Consider the following 18,434-nt stretch of genomic DNA (forward strand, 5'->3'; position numbering starts at 1 on the left):
AACTAGCATAACAAAAACATAAAAACAATATACCACATCAAGCACCCATGATATATCGCCTCGGCGACAGTGACGCCAGTCAAACAATTTAATAAAAGTCAATTTATTTATATTTTAGGATTTACTTTGATTCAACTTGATTGATTTTATTGAAATGCAAAATTTAAATTGCGTGCACATACAATAATTAATAAAAAATTATGTATCGATGCAGCAGGCAATAAAGATGGCGTTTACGCCGATAAAAAGATGCAAAGGAGCGGTGGCCATTGCCGGCAGATGGCGATACCTGCCGCCAACCATAACGCGGCAATCATGTTTATTTCTTGAGGGAAAATAAAAACTGGCGCGAATGCGCCAGTGGGGGATGTGTCTCCAATCCGCGACACAGGCGCCGGAGCGCCCGTGGGAATGGCTTACTTGTACGTTTTACGTGGCGGCGACTTCGGACGCGGCGGGGCAGGCTTGCGCTCCGTCGTGCCATCGTCCAGGCTGATGCGCAGTTTCTGACCAGAAACGACAACCGATTTCAGGTGGTCGAGGATTTCCGGCGGCATGCCTTCCGGCAAGTCCAGCACGCTGTAGTTGTCAAAGATATCGATGCGGCCGATATGCTTGGCTTCCAGGTTCGCTTCGTTGGCGATGGCGCCGACGATATTGCTTGGCGTTACGGCGTGCTCACGGCCCACTTCGATGCGGTAGGCCGTCACGCCCGGGCGTGGACGTTCCTTCTTCGGCGCGCGCGGGGCAACTTCGCCCGCGTCCGCCGGCGCATCCTTGAACGCTGGCGCGGACTTGGCGGCGAACGGCTTGCGCGGCGCGGCTGGCGGCGCCAGGTCCGGTGCGTCGCCGTCGCGGCTGATGCGCAGCTGCTGGCCCGCCACCCACACGGTTTTCAGCTGGTCCAGCAATTCTTTCGGCATGCTGTCTGGCAAGTCCAGGACGCTGTAGTCGTCATAGATTTCGATGCGGCCGATGTTTTTCGAATCGATGCCCGCTTCGTTGGCGATGGCGCCCACGATATTGCCCGGCTTCACGCCATGCTGATGACCTACCTCAATGCGGAAGGTTTGCATGCCGGCGTCGGCCGGACGCTGGATGCGTTCCTTTTTCGGGAAGGCCGGGCGCTCGCTGCGCTCGTTACGGTCGAAGCGGTCGCCCCGTTCCGGACGGTCGTTGCGTTCGAAGCGGTCTTGGCGCACTGGACGGTCGTCTTGCCACGTGGCTTGCTCGCGCGCCTTGTTCTTGTCCAGCAACAAAGGCACATTGCCACGCGCCATCTTCGCCAGGGCGGCGGCGATTTCGATGGCGGGAATGTTCTGCTCGCGTTCGAAATCTTCGATCAGCGACTGGAACTGTTCCAGTTCGCCCAGGGCCAGGGTTTCGCTGATCTGTTCCTTGAACTTGGCGATACGCACGTCGTTGACGGCCTGGATCGTCGGCAGTTCCAGCATGCCGATCGGCTGGCGGGTCGAGCGTTCGATGGCTTTGAGCAAGTTCTTCTCACGCGGCGTGATGAACAGGATCGCTTCGCCGCTGCGGCCGGCGCGGCCCGTGCGGCCGATGCGGTGGGTATAGCTTTCCGGATCGTGGGGCACGTCGTAGTTGACGACGTGGCTGATGCGCTCGACGTCCAGGCCACGGGCGGCCACGTCGGTGGCGACCAAAATGTCGATCTTGCCGTCTTTCAACTGCTGGATCGTGCGCTCGCGCTGGGCTTGCTGGATGTCGCCATTGATGGCGGCAGCCGAGAAGCCGCGGGCTTGCAGCTTGCCGGCCAGCTCTTCCGTACCCAGCTTGGTGCGGGCAAAGATGATCATGCCGTCAAACGCTTCCGCTTCCAGGATGCGGGTCAGCGCGTCGAGCTTGTGCATGCCCGACACCAGCCAGTAGCGCTGGCGGATGTTGTCGGCCGTGCCCGTCTTGGCGGCGACCGTCACTTCGGCCGGGTTCACCAGGTAGGTGGTGGCGATGCGCTTGATGACGGAAGGCATGGTGGCCGAGAACAGGGCCGTTTGATGGCCTTCCGGCGTTTCTTGCAAGATGCGTTCGACGTCGTCGATAAAGCCCATGCGCAGCATTTCATCGGCTTCGTCGAGCACCAGGGTTTTCAGCTTGGACAGGTCGAGCGAACCCTTGTCCAGGTGATCGATGACGCGGCCAGGGGTACCGACGACGACGTGCACGCCGCGGCGCAGGGCCGACAGTTGCGGGCCGTAGCTTTGGCCGCCGTAGATCGGCAGCACGTGGAAGCCGGGGATGTGGGCGGCGTACACCTGGAACGCTTCGGCGACCTGGATGGCCAGTTCGCGCGTCGGTGCCAGGACCAGGGCTTGGGGTGAGCTTTGTTTCAGATCGATGCGCGACAGGATAGGCAAGGCGAAGGCGGCGGTCTTACCCGTGCCTGTTTGCGCCTGGCCCAGCACGTCGCGGTTCGCGAGCAATAATGGAATCGTCGCCGCCTGGATAGGCGACGGTGTTTCGTAACCGACATCCTTGAGCGCGCGAATCAGCGGCTCGCTCAGGTTAAGGTCGGAAAATAAGGAAATTGGTGTATCAGACATGAAATCACTCACAAGTTCGCTCGAATCGCCCAATGCGAAAGAGTGTATCTGCTAGTTTACTCTTTACTGGACCTTACCGGGTGGCTGCATGCCGCAGAACGCCGTTTTTTGCGCCATATCTACGTAAAAAAGGCAGAAAAATCGGCGATCCGCACGCATTTGGCGCGTGATTTTGCCAACATTAAACGATACACAACAATATGCCGGCTGCGCCTGTTCTGCGTGGCAACAGCTACGGCGGGCGCCGCGCCGCCATGGCGCCCGCCCCCGTTTCAGGTGCGCAAGAACTCCAGCAAGTCCTCGTTCAGCCTATCCTTGTGCGTCGTCGCCAGGCCGTGCGGCGCGCCCGCATACACGAGCAATTTGCTACCGATGATGAGCTCGGCAGTGCGCCGCGCCGAGGCGGCGATCGGCACGATCTGGTCGTCGTCGCCATGGATCACCAGGGTCGGCACGTCGAATCTGGCCAGGTCGCCCGTGAAATCCGTTTCCGAAAACTGCTTGACGCACAGGTAGGCGGCCGGCATGCCCGCCTGCATGCCTTGCCGCCAGAAACTGTCGCGCACGCCCTGCGACGGCTTCGCGCCGGGCCGGTTGTAGCCATAGAAGGGCTCGCTCAAGTCGCGGAAAAACTGGCTGCGGTCGGCCTGCACGCCCGCGCGGATGGCGTCGAACGCGGACAGCGGCAAGCCCAGCGGATTATCGGCCGTCTGCAGCATCAGCGGCGGCACGGCGCCCACGAGCACGGCGCCGGCCAGGCGCTGCGTGCCGTGGCGGCCGATGTAGCGCGCCACTTCGCCGCCGCCCGTCGAATGGCCGACGAGGGTGGCGCCCGTCAAGTCCAGCGCGGCGATCAGGGCGGCCAGGTCGTCGGCATAGGTATCCATGTCGTTGCCGCCGAACGGCTGGCTGGAACGGCCGTGGCCGCGCCGGTCGTGCGCGATGACGCGGTAGCCGCGCGAGGCCAGATAGAACATCTGGTCTTCCCAGGCGTCGGACGACAATGGCCAGCCGTGGCTGAAAACGACGGGCGGGCCGCTGCCCCAGTCCTTGTAGTAGATCAAGGTGCCGTCGGCGGTACGCAGGGTATTGCTCGATTGCAAGTCAGGGCGAGTCATGGAACGCTCCTTGTCGGTGGACCAGCAGCCATTGTGGCCCCAATCGGCTGGCGCGCGCCGCGCGCTACGCCAGAGCATTGCGGTAGAGTAAGATTACCGCTGCTTTGCTTTCCCGTATTCACTTTTGGAGTTGTCATGCGTTTTCCCTTCGTCCTCGTCGCCAGCCTGTTCAGCACGGCTACCCTCGCCCAACCGCTCGTTGCCGAGGCGCCCCTGCGCGCCCACCTGTCCTTCCTGGCCGACGACTTGCTGGAAGGACGCGGCACGGGCCAGCGCGGCGGCGACCTGGCCGTGCGCTATCTGGAAACGCAGGCGGCCGTGGCCGGCTTGCAGCCGTTGCCGGACGGCACGTATCGCCAGGCGCTGACCATCGTCGGCAGCAAGGCCTTGCCATCGAGCACAGTGACCTTCAGCGCGGGCGGCAAGACCTTGTCCCCCGCCTTCGGCCAGGACATCGTCTTTGGCGCGGCCAATGGCCAGCAGAAAGTGGAGTTCGACGCGCCCGTCGTGTTCGCCGGCTACGGCATCCGCGCCCCCGAAGAGCAGTGGGACGACTTCAAGGGTGCTGATTTAAAAGGAAAAATGGTCATCCTGATGGTCAACGACCCGCAGCCGACCGTTGCCGAACCGAACCGCTTTGCCGGCAAGTCGCTGACCTGGTACGGCCGCTGGGTCTACAAGTACGAGGAAGCGCTGCGCCAGGGCGCCGCCGGCGTGCTGCTGATCCACACGACGGCGTCCGCGTCGTATCCGTGGTCGGTGCCGGCCAACGGTTTCGGCCATGAACGCTTCAACCTGGCCGGCGCGGGCAATGCGATGGAAGGCTGGCTGCAGGAAGACATGGCGCGCGCCCTGTTCCAGGCGGGTGGGCAAGACCTCGATGCCTTGCGCGCGCAGGCGGAAACGCGCGAATTCCGTCCCGTGGCCTTGAACGCCACGGTCAAGGTGGTCTTGAACAGCCAGATCCGCAGCATCGAGCAATTCAACGTGGCCGGCATCGTGCCGGGCACGGATCCGAAACTCAAGGACGAAGCCGTGATTTACTCGGCCCACTGGGACCACCTGGGCAAAGATGACGAAGGCAACAGCCGCAGCGGCCAGAGCGACCACATCTACAACGGCGCCATCGACAACGCCTCGGGCGCGGCGGCCCTGCTGGCCATGGCGCAAGTTGCGGTAAAACAACCTGCACGGCGCACGCAGATCTTCCTGTGGCCGGCCGGCGAGGAAACGGGCATGCTGGGCAGCACGGCCTACACGCGCAAGCCCCTGTGGCCGCTGGCGAAAACGGCCGCCGACCTGAACCTCGACAGCATGAATTTCGTCGGCAAGACGCACGACATCGGCGTGGCCGGCGCCGAGCGCAGCAGCCTGTACGCGAGCGCCGCAAAGGTGGCCAAGCGCATGGGCCTGCGCCTGGCGCCCACCATTCCCGACCTGTCCGGCGCGTTTTACCGGGCCGATCATTTTGCGTTTGCCAAGGCTGGCGTGCCCGCCTTCAACGTGGGTTCGGCCGTGTTTTCCGGCGACGGCTCGTTCGACTTCGTCAAGGAGCCGAAAGCGTCCAGCGAGCGCCTGGTGGCGTTCAAGAAGGATTACCACCAGGTAACGGATGAATACCACCCGTCGTGGGACCTGTCGGGCATGGTGCAGCAGGCGCAGTTCACCCTGAATCTGGGCTATGAAGTGGCGAACGACAAGAATTTGCCTACATGGAACAAGGGCGAAGCGTTTGGCAAGGTCAAACGCTAGGCGCCATGAAAAACACCGGCCTGTGCCGGTGTTTTTTTAAGAGTGCTGGACAAAATGTTCAGGGCTAGGCGTGTTGCCGAAGACAGTACGAATGTACGGCGAGGCAACGCAACAACGCCATGGACTTTTTGTCAGGCGCTCTAAATTGCCATGATGCGTTTCAGGTCGACGAAGGCCGTTTCATACAAGTGCTGGAAGGCGCCGATCATGACGTCTTCCACGCCTTCGGCCGCGTCGAACTCGCTGGCCCATTCCGCCACGCAGGAAGCGCCGCCCGGCTCGCCCGTGACGCGCAGGGTGGAGCGGTAGTTCTTGACGGGGATCGGCCCCGAGACGATGGTGTAGCTGTAGCTCTTGTCCGCCTCGCTGTAGCTTTGCAGGCGTTCGGCGATGATGGCGCCGTCCGTGGTTTTCAGGCGGCGCACGCGGCCGCCGTGTTCGGACAGGCTGGTCTTGATCGAGCTCGACCATTCAGCCAGCGACTGGAAGCCGCCGATAAAATCCCACACGCGTTCGGCGCTTGCCGCCAATGTTACAGAAACAATTACTTGGGCCATCTTTAATTCGGTTCCTCATCCAGGTTTGCCGGGCGTTGCCCGGCACAGCCGCTATTTTAGCGCCCATGCGGCTTTGCTGCTGGGCGGATATCGACATGGACGTCGGCGGCTGGCCTGGCTGACGGGAACGCCTTACAGGTTTTCCGCCAGGAAAATCAAGGAATTGCCGTGCGCGTGGGCGGCGGCGCGCTGCTGGTAGCTGTCGCGGTGGGTGCAGTTGAAACCGTGCTCGGCGCCCGGGTAGATGTGGATTTCCACGTCTTGCCGGTCTTCGAAGCGTTCGGCGATCTTTTGCACGGCTTCCGGCGGAATGTGGCTGTCCTGGCCGCCGAAATGCATGAGCAACGGCACCTGGATGCGGTCGGCCAGGTCCAGCTTGTTCTGGATGCCGCCGCCGTAATAGGCGATGGCCGCGTCGACCAGGCCAGCCGCGGCCGTCTGGAACGATAAACGGCCGCCGAAGCAGTAGCCGACCGAAGCCAGCTTGCCCGTCACTTCCGGACGCGCGCGCAGGACGGCGATGGTGGCCTTGATATCGCTCAAGGCATGTTCGTTATCGGTAGCCTGCATCAGTTCGACGGCGCGCTTCCAGCCGTCCGCGTCATAGCCCAGTTCGATGTGCGCACCGGCGCGCCAGAACAGGTCGGGCACCAGCACCACGTAGCCATCGGCCGCGTACTGGTCGGCCACGGCGCGGATGTGCTCGTTGACGCCGAAAATTTCCTGCAACAGGATGATGGCGGGGCCCTTGCCCACGTGCGGCACGGCCAGGTAAGCCTGGAAGCTGCCGTCCGGGCCGGCGATATCGATCCACTGCGATGTTGTGCTCATAGAAACTCCAGTCTGAGGTTGGGGGGAATGCCACAGCCAGGCATGTTACTGGTTTTTCCCTCTTTCTGCGCCCACCCTTTGTCCTGGCTCAATACATCTCGCGCAGGTAAATCACCGGGCCCGACTTGAAGACGCCAAAGACGACGGTGCCCACGGTGCTGGGCAAGTACGCGATGCCGGGCACGGACACATCGACGCTGCCGGTCTTGCCGGCGCCGGGCGCCGCCACAATCAGGCGTCTATTCGGCGGCAAGATGCCTTTGTCGAACGTATAAGTAATAACCGTGTTAGCGGGGAATGCAAAGTCCTTGCACACCAGTGTTTTCTTACAATTGGCAAACACCACCTGCGCGCTGCCGAAGGCGCTGATGCTGTCCAGCAGACTGGTGACCCAGGTCTTCCCGTCCCAGTACTGCGCCTGCACGGCCAGGCGCACGGGATAGCGCTCGGAACCGTAGTCATGCGGCACCATCAGGCGGCCCGTGAACACGGTCAGCTGCGCTTCCTTCCCATCGGCCGGCGCCGAGCTCACATTGCCAGCCGCCGGATAGGCATACGTCGCGCGCAGCAGCAGCCCCGTCGGCGATGCCAGCGCTGTCGGCTGCTTGGGCACGGCATAGGCGGCGGGGAAGCTGTAGGCGATGGCGCGCGTGGCAACGCCATTGGTAAAACTGGTGACGGGTACGCCCGTCACGGCCGCAGGTACTGTTGCCCCATCCGTCAGCGTGCTGCCCGATGGCGCCGTGGGCGGATAGCTGTTGTTCCCCGTGGCCGCGTCATACGGAACCAGCGGCACCTGCGTTTTGTTGATGTCGGCATTCCTGGCGTCGAAGTTCTTCGTCTCGTTGCCGGCGGCCGTCTGGGCGCGGATGGTCAGGTCGAAGGGCTGGCGCGAATACACGGCGCGGTTGCCGGCGCACACGAGCGGCGCGCTGCACGGGAAAGGAAACGGCATCATCACGCCCCCCCCGATATCCACTTGCTTGACGACCAGTTCCGTCACAAAGTGGTGCGGATAAAAGAGCACGGGGTCGCTCGTCCCCGGCGACGTCAGGCTGCTGCCCAGATAACCGTTTTGCAGCGCGGCCGTGAAATTGATCTTGCCCACTTCGGGCCAGACCAGCGGCGGCGCCGCGATGATGCCCCCTTTTTTCAAGAAATCGAGATCGCCGCCGACCGTCGGATTGGCAGGCGTGTTAACGTCCGGGTTTTCGTAGACCGGCGCCAGCAAGATATTGCCAAGCACGACTTTTTGCACGGCGACACCGCTTTCGTTGCCGAAATTCTTCGTCACGGCACCGGCCGCGTTGACGGCCGACAGCATGATGGTCGTACCGGACGTCAAGGGCGCCGCCGCCAGGCCCGCGCGCTGAATCAGCGCCAGCTTCGTGAACAGAAATTTCGCTGGCGCCACGATGACCGTGCCGCTGCCGCTCATGTCCAGGCCGTTATCGCTGCCGCTTTTCGGATTGTAGGCAGCCGTCAGGAGCAACGCTCCCGCATCGGCATACAGCATGTTCGGCTTGGCCACGCCATCGGCGCCAAACGTCACATTCACCTTGGTGCTCGCCACGGCGCAGCTGCTCTGGTCGCTGCCAGCCAGGGCGACATAGCTATTTTGGACGCTGTCAAAGATGCGCGCAGGCAATGTTCCCTTGTCCGGATTGCTGTACCCGCAAGTCAGGTTCAATTGCTTGGTCTGGCTGGCGAACATGGGCACGCACACGTCCCTGTTGCCGGACGAGGTCTGCAAGGCGCTGATTTCCAGTACGGCCACGTCCTCCGCGTAGCGCGGAACGCCGCTTACCTGGAAGCCGCTGGAGAGAAAGCTGATCTGGCAATTGCTCGTATTGCCGCCGCTCTTGCACACCAGCGCGCCCGTCGTGGCGGGCGTGCTGACCAGGCTCAGGGTGGCGATGCCCACCGTGGTCTGGCGCACCGTGACATTGGCGTTGACGCCGCTGGCATCGATCTGCGTCGGCACGCCGCCCGGGCTGACGGTGACGCTGGGACTACCCTTGTACACCGCGCTGCAGCTGGCGTCGGCGCAGGCAGTCACCGTCACCGTGGGCACCTGGCAAGTGAGCGCCGTCAGCGGGTGCTCGATCTGGAAATGGTGCAGTCCACTCGGCGTGCCGGGCCCGCACTTCGGCCCCATCGGTTCATTGAAGGCCCAGCCGCTGTTGTTCGTCACGCAACTGCACGGGTTCGACGGCGTATACGCCTTGCAAGTGATGGTTTGCTGCACCCGGCCCTGCCAGCCCAGGGTGATGTGGTCGACCAGCGCATTGCCCGTGATATACGCGTTGGACGAGTCCAGCGTGACGTTGCCGCCCTCGACATTGCCCTTCACGCCATTGCCGGAGGCGATGCTCAGGGAGCTGGACGCTTTCACGTCGCCCGTGACCAGCAGACCCGAGGCCTTCAAGTCGATGGTCGGCGACGTCAGGTTGCCCTTCACCTGGCTGCCCGAACCGACTGTCAGCGAGGTGCTGGCCGTGATATCGCCCTGCACCTGGCTGTTCGCTGCTTCGATGCTGACGACGGGCGCCTTGGTGGTGCCATTCAGGTTGCTGCCCGAACCAAGGCTGAAGGAATTGACCGCCGTCACGTCGCCAGTAATCGACACGCTGGAACTGGTGGTGATGCTGCTGCCGTTGACGGGTCCCGTTATGGTCGAGCTGGAGCCGATGCTGACGTTGCCGCTGGCCTTCACGCTGCCCGTGATCGTGACCTTGGAGTTGCCGCTGATCGAGCCGCCGCTGATGGCGCCATTCAGCGTCGAGCCGGAGGAAATGTCGATATTGCCCGTGGCCGTGATATTGCCCGTCACCTTCACGGGCGTGCCGCCCAGGGAGACGGACGCCGCCGAGATATCGGCCACGAGCACGGTGCCGCCCTGCGACCCCACCTTGAAATTGCCGCCCTTGGCCGTCAGGCTGCCGCCCGTGATCTTCAGGTTGGGCGGATTGACATTGCTGATGTCGATATTCTTGTTGGCCGTCAGGGCCGCCGTGCCGCTCATGCTCAGGCCCTGGTTGTAGTCGATGCTCACATCGCTGTTGACTGTCACGCCATAGCCGCTGGCGATGACGACGTTGTCGGTGCTGCCCATGATCAAGCTGGCGCACGTGTATTGGGTGCTGGACGCCGGCAGGGTGCAGCCGCTGACGGCGCCGCCATTGAAATTGAGCGTGGCCGCGTGGGCAAGGGATGCGCCCAGCAGCAATGTCAGGGCGGCAAAAATGTGGAGTAAGCGCACGATATCGAGGAATCCGGTGGGTGGGGAGCCAGCGGGCGCGCGGATTATTTCATGCTAACCTACGCCATCGCTGTTGTTGCATTATGGCAGTATTTATCCCCCTCGCGCATATCGCATGATCAAGCAAAGCCCCAAAGAATTCCCCCTGCGCACCGTCGACATCATCGTCTATCCCGGCTTCAAGGCGCTCGAAGCCATCGGCGCCATGAAAGTGTTTGACTACGCCAACACCCATTTGCGCCTGCGCAATCTGCCCGGCGGCTACGACGTGCGCATCGCCTCGACAGCCATCGGCCCGGTCGAGTCGGACACCCTGATGTCGCTGCACGCCAGCAAGGCGCTCGATGTGAACCGCCTGCCCGACCTGGCCGTCATCGTCGGCTGCCACCACGTCGAGCAAGTCTTGCAGGACATTCCCGCCCTCGCCGCCTGGGTGGCCGAGGCGGCGCCGCGCATCGATACCCTCGCAGCCCTGTGCACGGGCTGCTTCTTCCTGGCCGAGGCCGGCGTGCTCGACGGCAAGAGCGCCGCCACGCACTGGAGCGCCGTGGATAGCCTGCGCCAGCGCTATCCATTGATACAGGTCAATGCCGATGCGATTTTCGTGCGGGAAGGGAAATTCTGGACGTCGGCCGGCGTGACGGCCGGCATCGACCTGGCGCTGGCCCTGGTGGAAGACGATTTCAGCCGCGATATCGCGCTGGAAGTGGCGCGCGACCTGGTCGTGTATCTGAAGCGGCCCGGCGGCCAGTCGCAGTTTTCCGTGCACCTGTCGAGCCAGATGACGACGCACCCGACCATCCGCCAGTTGCAGGGCTGGATCATGGAGCATCTTGCCGAAGAGCTTACCGTGCCGCTGCTGGCGGCCAGGCTGGCCATGAGCGAGCGCAATTTTACGCGCGTGTTCCAGCGCGAAACGGGCACCAGTCCCACGGAATTCATCGACACGGCCCGCTTTGAAGTGGCGCGTCGCTTGCTGGAAGACAATGTGTCTTCCTTAAAACAGGTGGCAGTGCAAGCGGGCTTGCACAGCGAAGACAGGTTGCGCCGCCTGTTTCAAAAGAAACTCGCCATCACGCCGCGCGATTACCGCGAGCGCTTTTCCAGCACGGCGCGCTAGGCGCTGCGGGAATCAGCGCGGCTTGCCGTGACGCACGTGGCGCGTCGCCAGTTGGCGGCTCTGCCGGGCCAGCGGCGTAAACAGCAGTGCGCACAGCAGATACGTGGCCAGCAGCGCCAGCCAGATGGCGGGCGTGGCGAGGCTGGCGGCATTACTCCACCACAAGGCCAGCAGGGAAGACAGGGCCGCGCCGAGGAAGACGGGCAGCATGCGGCGCAAGGTCGCGAGGTAGGCAGTGGCAAACATGGACGGCTCCCGAAGCAAGGCGGTGATGTCTTCACACTAGCAGGGGCAGGCAGCGAAGTACAGCGCGCCGCCCTGCCCCGTCCGTCAAGTGTTGCGCAATGAGTACAGTCAGATAAAATTAATACAACACGACGGACCGGATCGATTCGCCGCTCTTCATCAGGTCGAAACCTTCGTTGATGCGTTCGAGCGGCAAGCGGTGCGTGATCAGGTCGTCAATGTTGAGCTTGCCTTCCATATACCAGTCGACGATCTTCGGCACGTCCGTGCGTCCGCGCGCGCCGCCGAAGGCCGAACCGCGCCATTCGCGTCCCGTCACCAGCTGGAACGGACGGGTGGAAATTTCCTGGCCCGCCGCCGCCACGCCGATGATGAAGGACTTGCCCCAGCCCTTGTGCGTGCACTCGAGCGCCTGGCGCATCAGGGTGGTGTTGCCGACGCATTCAAACGAATAATCGGCGCCGCCATCCGTCAGTTGCACGATGGCGTCGACGACGTTTTCCACCTCGTTCGGGTTGATGAAATGCGTCATGCCGAACTTGCGCGCGATGGCCTGGCGCGCCGGATTGATGTCGATGCCGATGATTTTATCGGCGCCCACCATCTTCGCCGCCTGGATCACGTTCAGGCCGATGCCGCCCAGGCCGAACACGGCCACGTTGGCGCCCGCCTCGACCTTGGCCGAGAACAGCACGGCGCCCACGCCCGTCGTCACGCCGCAGCCGATGTAGCAGACCTTGTCGAACGGCGCGTCGGAGCGGATTTTCGCCAGCGCGATTTCCGGCACGACGATGTAGTTGGAAAAGGTGGACGTGCCCATGTAGTGGAACAGGGGCTGGCCATTCAGCGAAAAGCGGCTGGTGGCGTCCGGCATCAGGCCGCGGCCCTGCGTGGAGCGGATGGCCTGGCACAGATTGGTCTTTTGCGACAGGCAGAATTTGCACTGGCGGCATTCCGGCGTGTACAGGGGAATGACGTGGTCATCCTTTTTCAGGGTCGTCACGCCCGGACCCACGTCGACGACGACGCCGGCCCCTTCATGGCCGAGAATGGCGGGAAAGATGCCTTCCGGGTCGGCGCCGGACAGGGTGTAGTAATCGGTATGGCAGATGCCCGTGGCTTTCAGCTCGACCAGCACTTCGCCGGCGCGCGGGCCGGCCAGGTCGACTTCTTCGATGGTCAGCGGGGCGCCCGCTTTCCAGGCAATCGCGGCTTTGGTTTTCATGTGTGTCATTCCTGCTCGGTTTCAGATGCGCCATTATCGGGCGCCGGCGGGCGCGGCGGCGCAAGTGCCGGCGCGCTTGTCTGAAAACGCGGCGCATTTGTCCGATGCCACCGTACGTTTGCGCCAGCTCAAACTTCCCGCCGCAAAGACGCGCATTCTTGGCACAAGCCCATCCCCTCTTGAGCAGCCATTGCGTCGTGCCCGCAGGAGACTGACATGCGCCATTTCCTTTCCCGCTTGCCGCTGCCCTGGCTGGCCCCGCTGCTGGCATGCTGCCTGGCGCTGCTGGCTGCCTGTGGCGGCGGCCATCACCACCCAGCGCCGGGCGCCACCACGGGGAACCTGACAGTCACCATCGGCGGCTTGCCGGCCGGCGTGGCGGGCGCCGTCACGGTCACGGGGCCTGCGTCGTACAGCAAGACGCTGACGGCCAGCACCACGCTCACTGGCCTGGCGCCCGGCGCCTACGCGGTTGGCGCCGCCAGCGTGACGCAAGGCACGGGGACGCTGGCGCCCACGCCCGTCACGCAGCAGGTGCAAGTCACTGCGGGGGCGACGGCCAGCGCCAGCGTCACGTATGCGGCAGCCACGCCGCTGGCCCTGCGCCTGCAGGAAGTGGCCAGCGGACTGGATGCCCCCCTCTTCCTCACGGCGCCGCCCGGCGACAGCCGTTTGTTCATTGTCGAACGGGCCGGCCGCATCCGCGTGGTGCAGAACGGCAGCCTGCTGGCCACGCCCTTCCTCGACATCAGTACGCTCACCACCACCAGCGGCGAACGGGGCTTGCTGTCGCTGGCCTTCCATCCGCAGTACGCCAGCAATGGCTATTTCTTCATCTATTACACCAACCTGGCCGGCGACATCGTCATCGAGCGGCGGCAAGTGTCGGCCGGCAACGCCAACGTGGCCGATCCCTTGTCCGCGCTGGCCATCCTCACGATTGCCCACCCCACCTTCAGCAACCACTATGGCGGCTTGCTCAGCTTTGGCCCGGACGGCTATCTGTATGCGGGCACGGGCGACGGCGGCAGCGGGGGCGACCCGCCCGGCAACGCGCAAAACACGAATGTGCTGCTCGGTAAACTGCTGCGCCTGGACGTCAACGCCAGCAGCGTCGCCCAGCCGTATGCCATTCCACCCGGCAATCCCTTTGCCTCGGCAGGCGGACGCCCTGAAATCTGGGCCTACGGCTTGCGCAATCCGTGGCGCTACGCCTTCGACGTGCCGGCCCTGCTGCTGTATATCGCCGATGTGGGCCAGGCCAGCTGGGAAGAGGTCGACGTGCGGCCCGTGGGCCAGGCGGGCAACAACTATGGCTGGAACATCATGGAAGGCACGCAGTGCTACAACAGCGTCAGCTGCAACCAGGCGGGGCTGGTCTTGCCCGTCATCACCTACGGCCACGATGCAGCCGGCGGCTGCTCGATCACGGGCGGCTATGTGTACCGGGGCGCGGCCCTGCCGGAACTGGCGGGGCAATACCTGTATTCCGACTACTGCAGCGGCTGGCTGAAGAGTTTCAGCTACGGCAATGGCACGGCCTCGACCGTGACGGACTGGGGCATCGCGAACGTGGGCAACATCGTGTCGTTCGGCCAGGATGCTCAAAACGAGCTGTACATGCTGAGCGGCACAGGGAAAGTCTACCGGATCGTACGCAAGTAGGGCCCCTGCGCGATGCCTGCAGCACACGGACGATGGGACGTTTTTCGACGGGACGCGGGGAACCGGCTAGAATTGGTTTTTTCCGCCGCGCCCTGCGCCCCAGCTCAAGAGAACACCATGGCCCGTTTGAAACTTGAATTCCCCGAAGACCAGTACTGCTATTCCTCGCAACTGACAGTACGCACGACGGACATCAACGCCGGCAACCATCTCGGCAACGATTCCATGATTTCCATGATTTCCGAGGCCCGCGCCCGCTTCCTGTTCGAATATGGCGTGCGCGACATCGAAGCGGACGGTACCGGCATCATCGTCACCGACCTGGCCACCACCTACCGCGCCGAAGCCCATGCACGCGACCAGTTGCTGTTCGAAGTGGGCGTCATGGATTTCAACAAGTATGGCGGCGACATCACCTTCCGCATCACGCGTCCGCGCGACAGCACCCTGATCGCCATGGCCAAGTCCGGCTTTGTGTTTTTCAACTATAAGCTCAGCCAGGTCGTGCCCATGCCGGAAGATTTCGGCAGCAAGTTCCCGCAGGTGAACTGGATCGATTGAGGCGCGGTACATTCCGGCCATCATCCTGTATCCTTGTCAGGATGATATGTAAAATTGACCTGCGCCGCGCCGGCGCCTGCCTGCTGGCCGCCGTCTGCGCGATGGCCGCCCCCGGCATCGGCCATGCCGCGCCGCAAACCGTTATCCTGTACGGCGACGACGACTATGCGCCGTACAGCTATGTGGAAAACGGCGTCTTCAAGGGCATGTATGTCGATATCCTGCGCCAGGCGGCCAGCGCGATGCCCGGCTACCGGCTGGAACTGCAGCCGCGCCCCTGGAAGCGGGGCCTCGATGCGCTGGAAAAGGGCCAGGTTTTCGGCCTGTTTCCGCCCGGACGCAAGACGGAACGGCCCTACGTGCAGCCGTATTCGGCCATGCTGTACCGCGAATCGGTGGTGCTGTTTTGCCATGACGCCGTCATGCGCACGCCGCGCACGCGGTTTCCCGCCGACTTTGCCGGCCTGACCATCGGCGTCAATACGGGGTTTTTACTCTCGGAAAAACTGATGGCGCCGGCCCGCGAGGGACTGCTGCGCCTGGAAGCGGCCAAGGGCAATGAAGCCAATCTGAAAAAACTGGCCTTGCGGCGCATCGATTGCTACGCCAGCGACCGCGGCGCGGCACGCCACACGGCGCGCCGGCTGGGCGGCGAACTGGCCCGTTACGGCTTTGCCTTGCACGAAGTGCTGGAATTGTCGTCCGAAGCCACGTATATCGCCTACAGCGCGCGCAACACGCCGGCCTACAAGGCCGATTTCGTAGCGCAGATGAATGCCGCCCTGCTGGCCCTGCGGCATAGCGGCCAGCTGGCGCGCATCGAACACGCTTATTTGCGTTGATCAGCCCGGCACTTCGCGCCGCGGCAAGATCATTTGCGTACCGGACTCTTCACTTGCGCGCCGAACGTGCTCGCAAACCAGTCATCGATCATCTGCTTCTCATAGCGCAGCTTGTCGCCGCTGGAATAACGATTGATGCGCGTCAGATAGGACATATCGGACAGGGCCGCATCGGCGCTGCCGATGACCTTGCCATCTTGCTCCAGCACATAGTGCAAGCGTATGCGCGGCCAGTCGGCCTGGCCGGTCATCACGCGGAAATCCTGCGCAGAGCGCATGGCGGGATTTTCACGGCCAGCCATGTCCAGATCCGTCACATCGATCTTCAGGGTTAGCCCGGGCTTGAGCGCCTCTCCCCGTTTTGCGAAGTGCGCCGCCAAGTCCTTGAGGACATTCTCACGCTCCGTCCGATCGAAAGACACATCCGAGAATTGTTCCGGCTTGGTGAAATGCACTTCCGTGCCCGCCCAGGCGGCAGTGCTCGCCAGCAAGGCAAGACCAGCAATGAAGGTACGCGTCGTTTTCGTTTTCATGATGAGTCCTTTCAAGAATGTGGATGGCCTGCGGCCATTTTTTACTTCTCAATATAGCGCGATGCGTTTCATTCTAAAGGGAAACTAATACATTGTTACTTTTCTTGCACCGCGTAACGAACGAAGCTTCGTCCCACCGATTTTTTTTACAGATTCATTGGCAATATTAATTAAAACAAAGTATTGTCTTGAAAATATAGTTGCCTAAGCGATAAAGTATACATAGTGCCGGCAGCGTGGATTTAAAGTGCTTTTTTGATATGCATGTTGCATGAGTTTAGTCAATTATTCTTGCTTGTTGTTAATACTTGGCTGTCAGTCTACAATCGATAAAATGCGCCCGAAAAACGCGCAACGCCAGTAGTGGCGCACAGGCAAGCCTGGCGCGGGCGTCTCAGTATTGCGTCAGTTATGCCTTTTAGCGGAACTCGCCCTTATGTCATTTTTGTCTTCAGCATCGCCCAAGTTACCTCCCTGGAAAGTCCTGCTCGTCGACGATGAACCCGACATCCATGACATCACCGAACTGACACTGAGCCGTTTTCGCCTCGAGGGCCGCGCCCTGAGTTTCGTGCATGCCTACAGCGGCGCCGAAGCCAAGCAGGTGCTGGCGCGCGAAGCAGGCATCGCGCTGGTGTTTCTCGACGTGGTGATGGAGCGCGAAGACAGCGGCCTGGAAGTGGCGCGCTGGATGCGCGAAGACCTGGGCAACCAGTTTACGCGCATCGTGCTGCGCACGGGACAGCCGGGACAGGCGCCGGAAGAGCGGGTGATCGTCAACTACGACATCAACGACTACAAGGAAAAGACGGAACTGGACCGCACCAAGCTGTTCACCACCACCTTTGCCGCCCTGCGCGCCTACCGCGACATCATGAAGGTGGAAGAGGCGCGCCAGGCCCAGCTCCATTACCGCGAGGGACTCGAGCGCGTCATCGCCGCCTCGGCGCACATCTTCAAGCAGCGCAACCTGCGCGACTTCGCCAGCGGCCTGCTACAGCAAGTCGTCGCCCTGCTGCGCCTGGAAACGAGCATGCTGCTGCGCCTGCGCGGCGCCAGCGCCATTTCGGGCGAACAGGATTATGAAATCCTCGCGCAGATCGGCGACACGGACGACGGCATCCTCAGCCCTTCCCTGCTGTCGCAGCTGGACGACGCCAAGAGCAACAAGATCTCGCGCCTGCACGGCGACACCTATGTCGGCTATTTCCCGAACAGCAGCGGCAAGGCGTCCTTACTGGTACTCAAGGGCGTGGAAGAAATCTCCGACCTCGATGCGCAATTGCTGGAAGTCTTCTGTTCCGGCGTGGCGATCGCCTTCGACAACATCCTGCTGACGCAGGAAATCACCGATACCCAGGCCGAGCTGATCCTGCGCCTGGGCGACGTGGTCGAATCGCGCTCGCACGAAGGGGGCAACCACGTGCGCCGCATGGCCGAAGTGTGCCAGCTGCTGGCGCAGGCGTCCGGCATGTCGGACGAGGAAACCATGGTGCTGCGCCATGCGGCGCCCATGCATGACATCGGCAAGATTTCCACGCCCGACGCCGTGCTGCTCAAACCGGGCAAGCTCGACGCGGCCGAATGGGAAATCATGAAGCAGCATCCGACGGTAGGCATGTCCATCCTGGACGGCTCGCAGCGCCCGCTGCTGAAGGCGGCCGCCGTGATTGCCCACCAGCACCATGAAAAATACGACGGCAGCGGCTACCCGCAGGGCCTGGTCGGCGAGCACATCCACAAATACGCGCGCATCGCCGCCGTCGCCGACGTCTTCGACGCCCTCATGCACAAGCGCTGCTACAAGGACGCCTGGCCCCTGGAGCGCGTGGTGGGCTACCTGCGCGAAGTCAGCGGCAGCCACCTCGATCCGCAATATGTGGAATTGCTGATTGCGAATCTGGATGCAGCGCTTGCGTTGAATCAACGTTTTCCAGACTAGCAGACCGGATTACGCGGTTCGTCCAAGAACCAAGTGCCCCCTGAGCAATACGCACGCCGGCAAAACACGCTTCGGCCCACGCCCCCAACACGGGCATTCCGGGCCAAGCGGACCTGAAAAACGTCGAGGGCAAGGCGCAGCGACGCAGACAGTACGCATGTACGGCAAGGAGCTGCAACGCCGCCATCGGCATTTTCTCAGGCCCGCGTCTCCGGC

General features: G+C 62.5%; 14 protein-coding genes. 6 read left to right on the plus strand and 8 right to left on the minus strand.

Annotated elements, in window-relative coordinates; all coding sequences use genetic code 11:
• Nucleotides 1-416 precede the first annotated feature (416 nt).
• A complete protein-coding gene (locus OX460_RS17440) occupies nt 417-2,564 on the minus strand; it encodes a DEAD/DEAH box helicase (protein WP_289899429.1) in 2,148 nt (715 codons plus the stop codon).
• Between the two features lie 272 nt (nt 2,565-2,836).
• Nucleotides 2,837-3,682 carry an alpha/beta hydrolase gene (locus OX460_RS17445; RefSeq protein ID WP_289899430.1) on the minus strand — a complete coding sequence of 282 codons (846 nt, stop codon included), beginning with the start codon at nt 3,680-3,682 and terminating at the stop codon, nt 2,837-2,839.
• Nucleotides 3,683-3,817: 135 nt separating this feature from the next.
• Between OX460_RS17445 and OX460_RS17450 the strand changes: the two genes are divergently transcribed.
• On the plus strand, nt 3,818-5,434 hold the full coding sequence (locus tag OX460_RS17450; protein ID WP_289899431.1) for a M28 family peptidase: 1,617 nt from the start codon (nt 3,818-3,820) through the stop codon (nt 5,432-5,434).
• Between the two features lie 140 nt (nt 5,435-5,574).
• On the opposite strand, the gene OX460_RS17455 is transcribed toward OX460_RS17450, so the two are convergent.
• From OX460_RS17455 to OX460_RS17465, 3 genes are all read right to left on the minus strand, one after another.
• Nucleotides 5,575-5,991, minus strand: coding sequence for an SRPBCC family protein (locus OX460_RS17455; protein ID WP_289899432.1), 417 nt, complete (start codon nt 5,989-5,991; stop codon nt 5,575-5,577).
• Between the two features lie 132 nt (nt 5,992-6,123).
• Nucleotides 6,124-6,822 carry a dienelactone hydrolase family protein gene (locus tag OX460_RS17460; protein WP_289899433.1) on the minus strand — a complete coding sequence of 233 codons (699 nt, stop codon included), beginning with the start codon at nt 6,820-6,822 and terminating at the stop codon, nt 6,124-6,126.
• 88 nt (nt 6,823-6,910) lie between these two features.
• Nucleotides 6,911-10,084 (minus strand): DUF6701 domain-containing protein, encoded by a 3,174-nt coding sequence (locus tag OX460_RS17465; protein ID WP_289899434.1) that lies wholly within the window; start codon nt 10,082-10,084, stop codon nt 6,911-6,913.
• Between the two features lie 115 nt (nt 10,085-10,199).
• Between OX460_RS17465 and OX460_RS17470 the strand changes: the two genes are divergently transcribed.
• Nucleotides 10,200-11,204 carry a helix-turn-helix domain-containing protein gene (locus OX460_RS17470; protein ID WP_077399151.1) on the plus strand — a complete coding sequence of 335 codons (1,005 nt, stop codon included), beginning with the start codon at nt 10,200-10,202 and terminating at the stop codon, nt 11,202-11,204.
• Between the two features lie 12 nt (nt 11,205-11,216).
• Here OX460_RS17470 and OX460_RS17475 read toward each other — a convergent pair whose 3' ends face one another.
• Nucleotides 11,217-11,450: a hypothetical protein gene (locus OX460_RS17475; RefSeq protein WP_034784311.1), complete on the minus strand. Its 234-nt coding sequence runs from the start codon at nt 11,448-11,450 to the stop codon at nt 11,217-11,219.
• 118 nt (nt 11,451-11,568) lie between these two features.
• Complete coding sequence (locus tag OX460_RS17480) at nt 11,569-12,675, minus strand: S-(hydroxymethyl)glutathione dehydrogenase/class III alcohol dehydrogenase (RefSeq protein ID WP_034753481.1); 1,107 nt, start codon at nt 12,673-12,675, stop codon at nt 11,569-11,571.
• Nucleotides 12,676-12,891: 216 nt separating this feature from the next.
• Here OX460_RS17480 and OX460_RS17485 point away from each other — a divergent pair, with 216 nt between their 5' ends.
• The 3 genes from OX460_RS17485 to OX460_RS17495 all read left to right on the plus strand — a co-directional run bounded on the left by OX460_RS17485 (nt 12,892) and on the right by OX460_RS17495 (nt 15,743).
• Nucleotides 12,892-14,340, plus strand: a complete 1,449-nt coding sequence (locus OX460_RS17485) for a PQQ-dependent sugar dehydrogenase (protein WP_289899435.1) — start codon at nt 12,892-12,894, stop codon at nt 14,338-14,340.
• Nucleotides 14,341-14,457: 117 nt separating this feature from the next.
• The gene (locus OX460_RS17490) at nt 14,458-14,901 is read left to right on the plus strand and encodes a thioesterase family protein (protein WP_077399141.1); all 444 of its coding nucleotides are present in this window, start codon (nt 14,458-14,460) and stop codon (nt 14,899-14,901) included.
• 41 nt (nt 14,902-14,942) lie between these two features.
• Nucleotides 14,943-15,743, plus strand: a complete 801-nt coding sequence (locus OX460_RS17495) for a transporter substrate-binding domain-containing protein (protein WP_289899436.1) — start codon at nt 14,943-14,945, stop codon at nt 15,741-15,743.
• 29 nt (nt 15,744-15,772) lie between these two features.
• Here the strand turns inward: OX460_RS17495 and OX460_RS17500 are convergent, their stop codons facing one another.
• Nucleotides 15,773-16,276: a DUF3016 domain-containing protein gene (locus OX460_RS17500; RefSeq protein WP_099665620.1), complete on the minus strand. Its 504-nt coding sequence runs from the start codon at nt 16,274-16,276 to the stop codon at nt 15,773-15,775.
• Between the two features lie 436 nt (nt 16,277-16,712).
• Between OX460_RS17500 and OX460_RS17505 the strand changes: the two genes are divergently transcribed.
• The gene (locus OX460_RS17505; protein ID WP_099665621.1) at nt 16,713-18,218 is read left to right on the plus strand and encodes a DUF3369 domain-containing protein; all 1,506 of its coding nucleotides are present in this window, start codon (nt 16,713-16,715) and stop codon (nt 18,216-18,218) included.
• The last annotated feature ends 216 nt before the right edge of the window (nt 18,219-18,434 follow it).

Source organism: Janthinobacterium sp. SUN033, assembly GCF_030397595.1.
Classification (GTDB): Bacteria; Pseudomonadota; Gammaproteobacteria; order Burkholderiales; family Burkholderiaceae_D; genus Janthinobacterium; species Janthinobacterium kumbetense.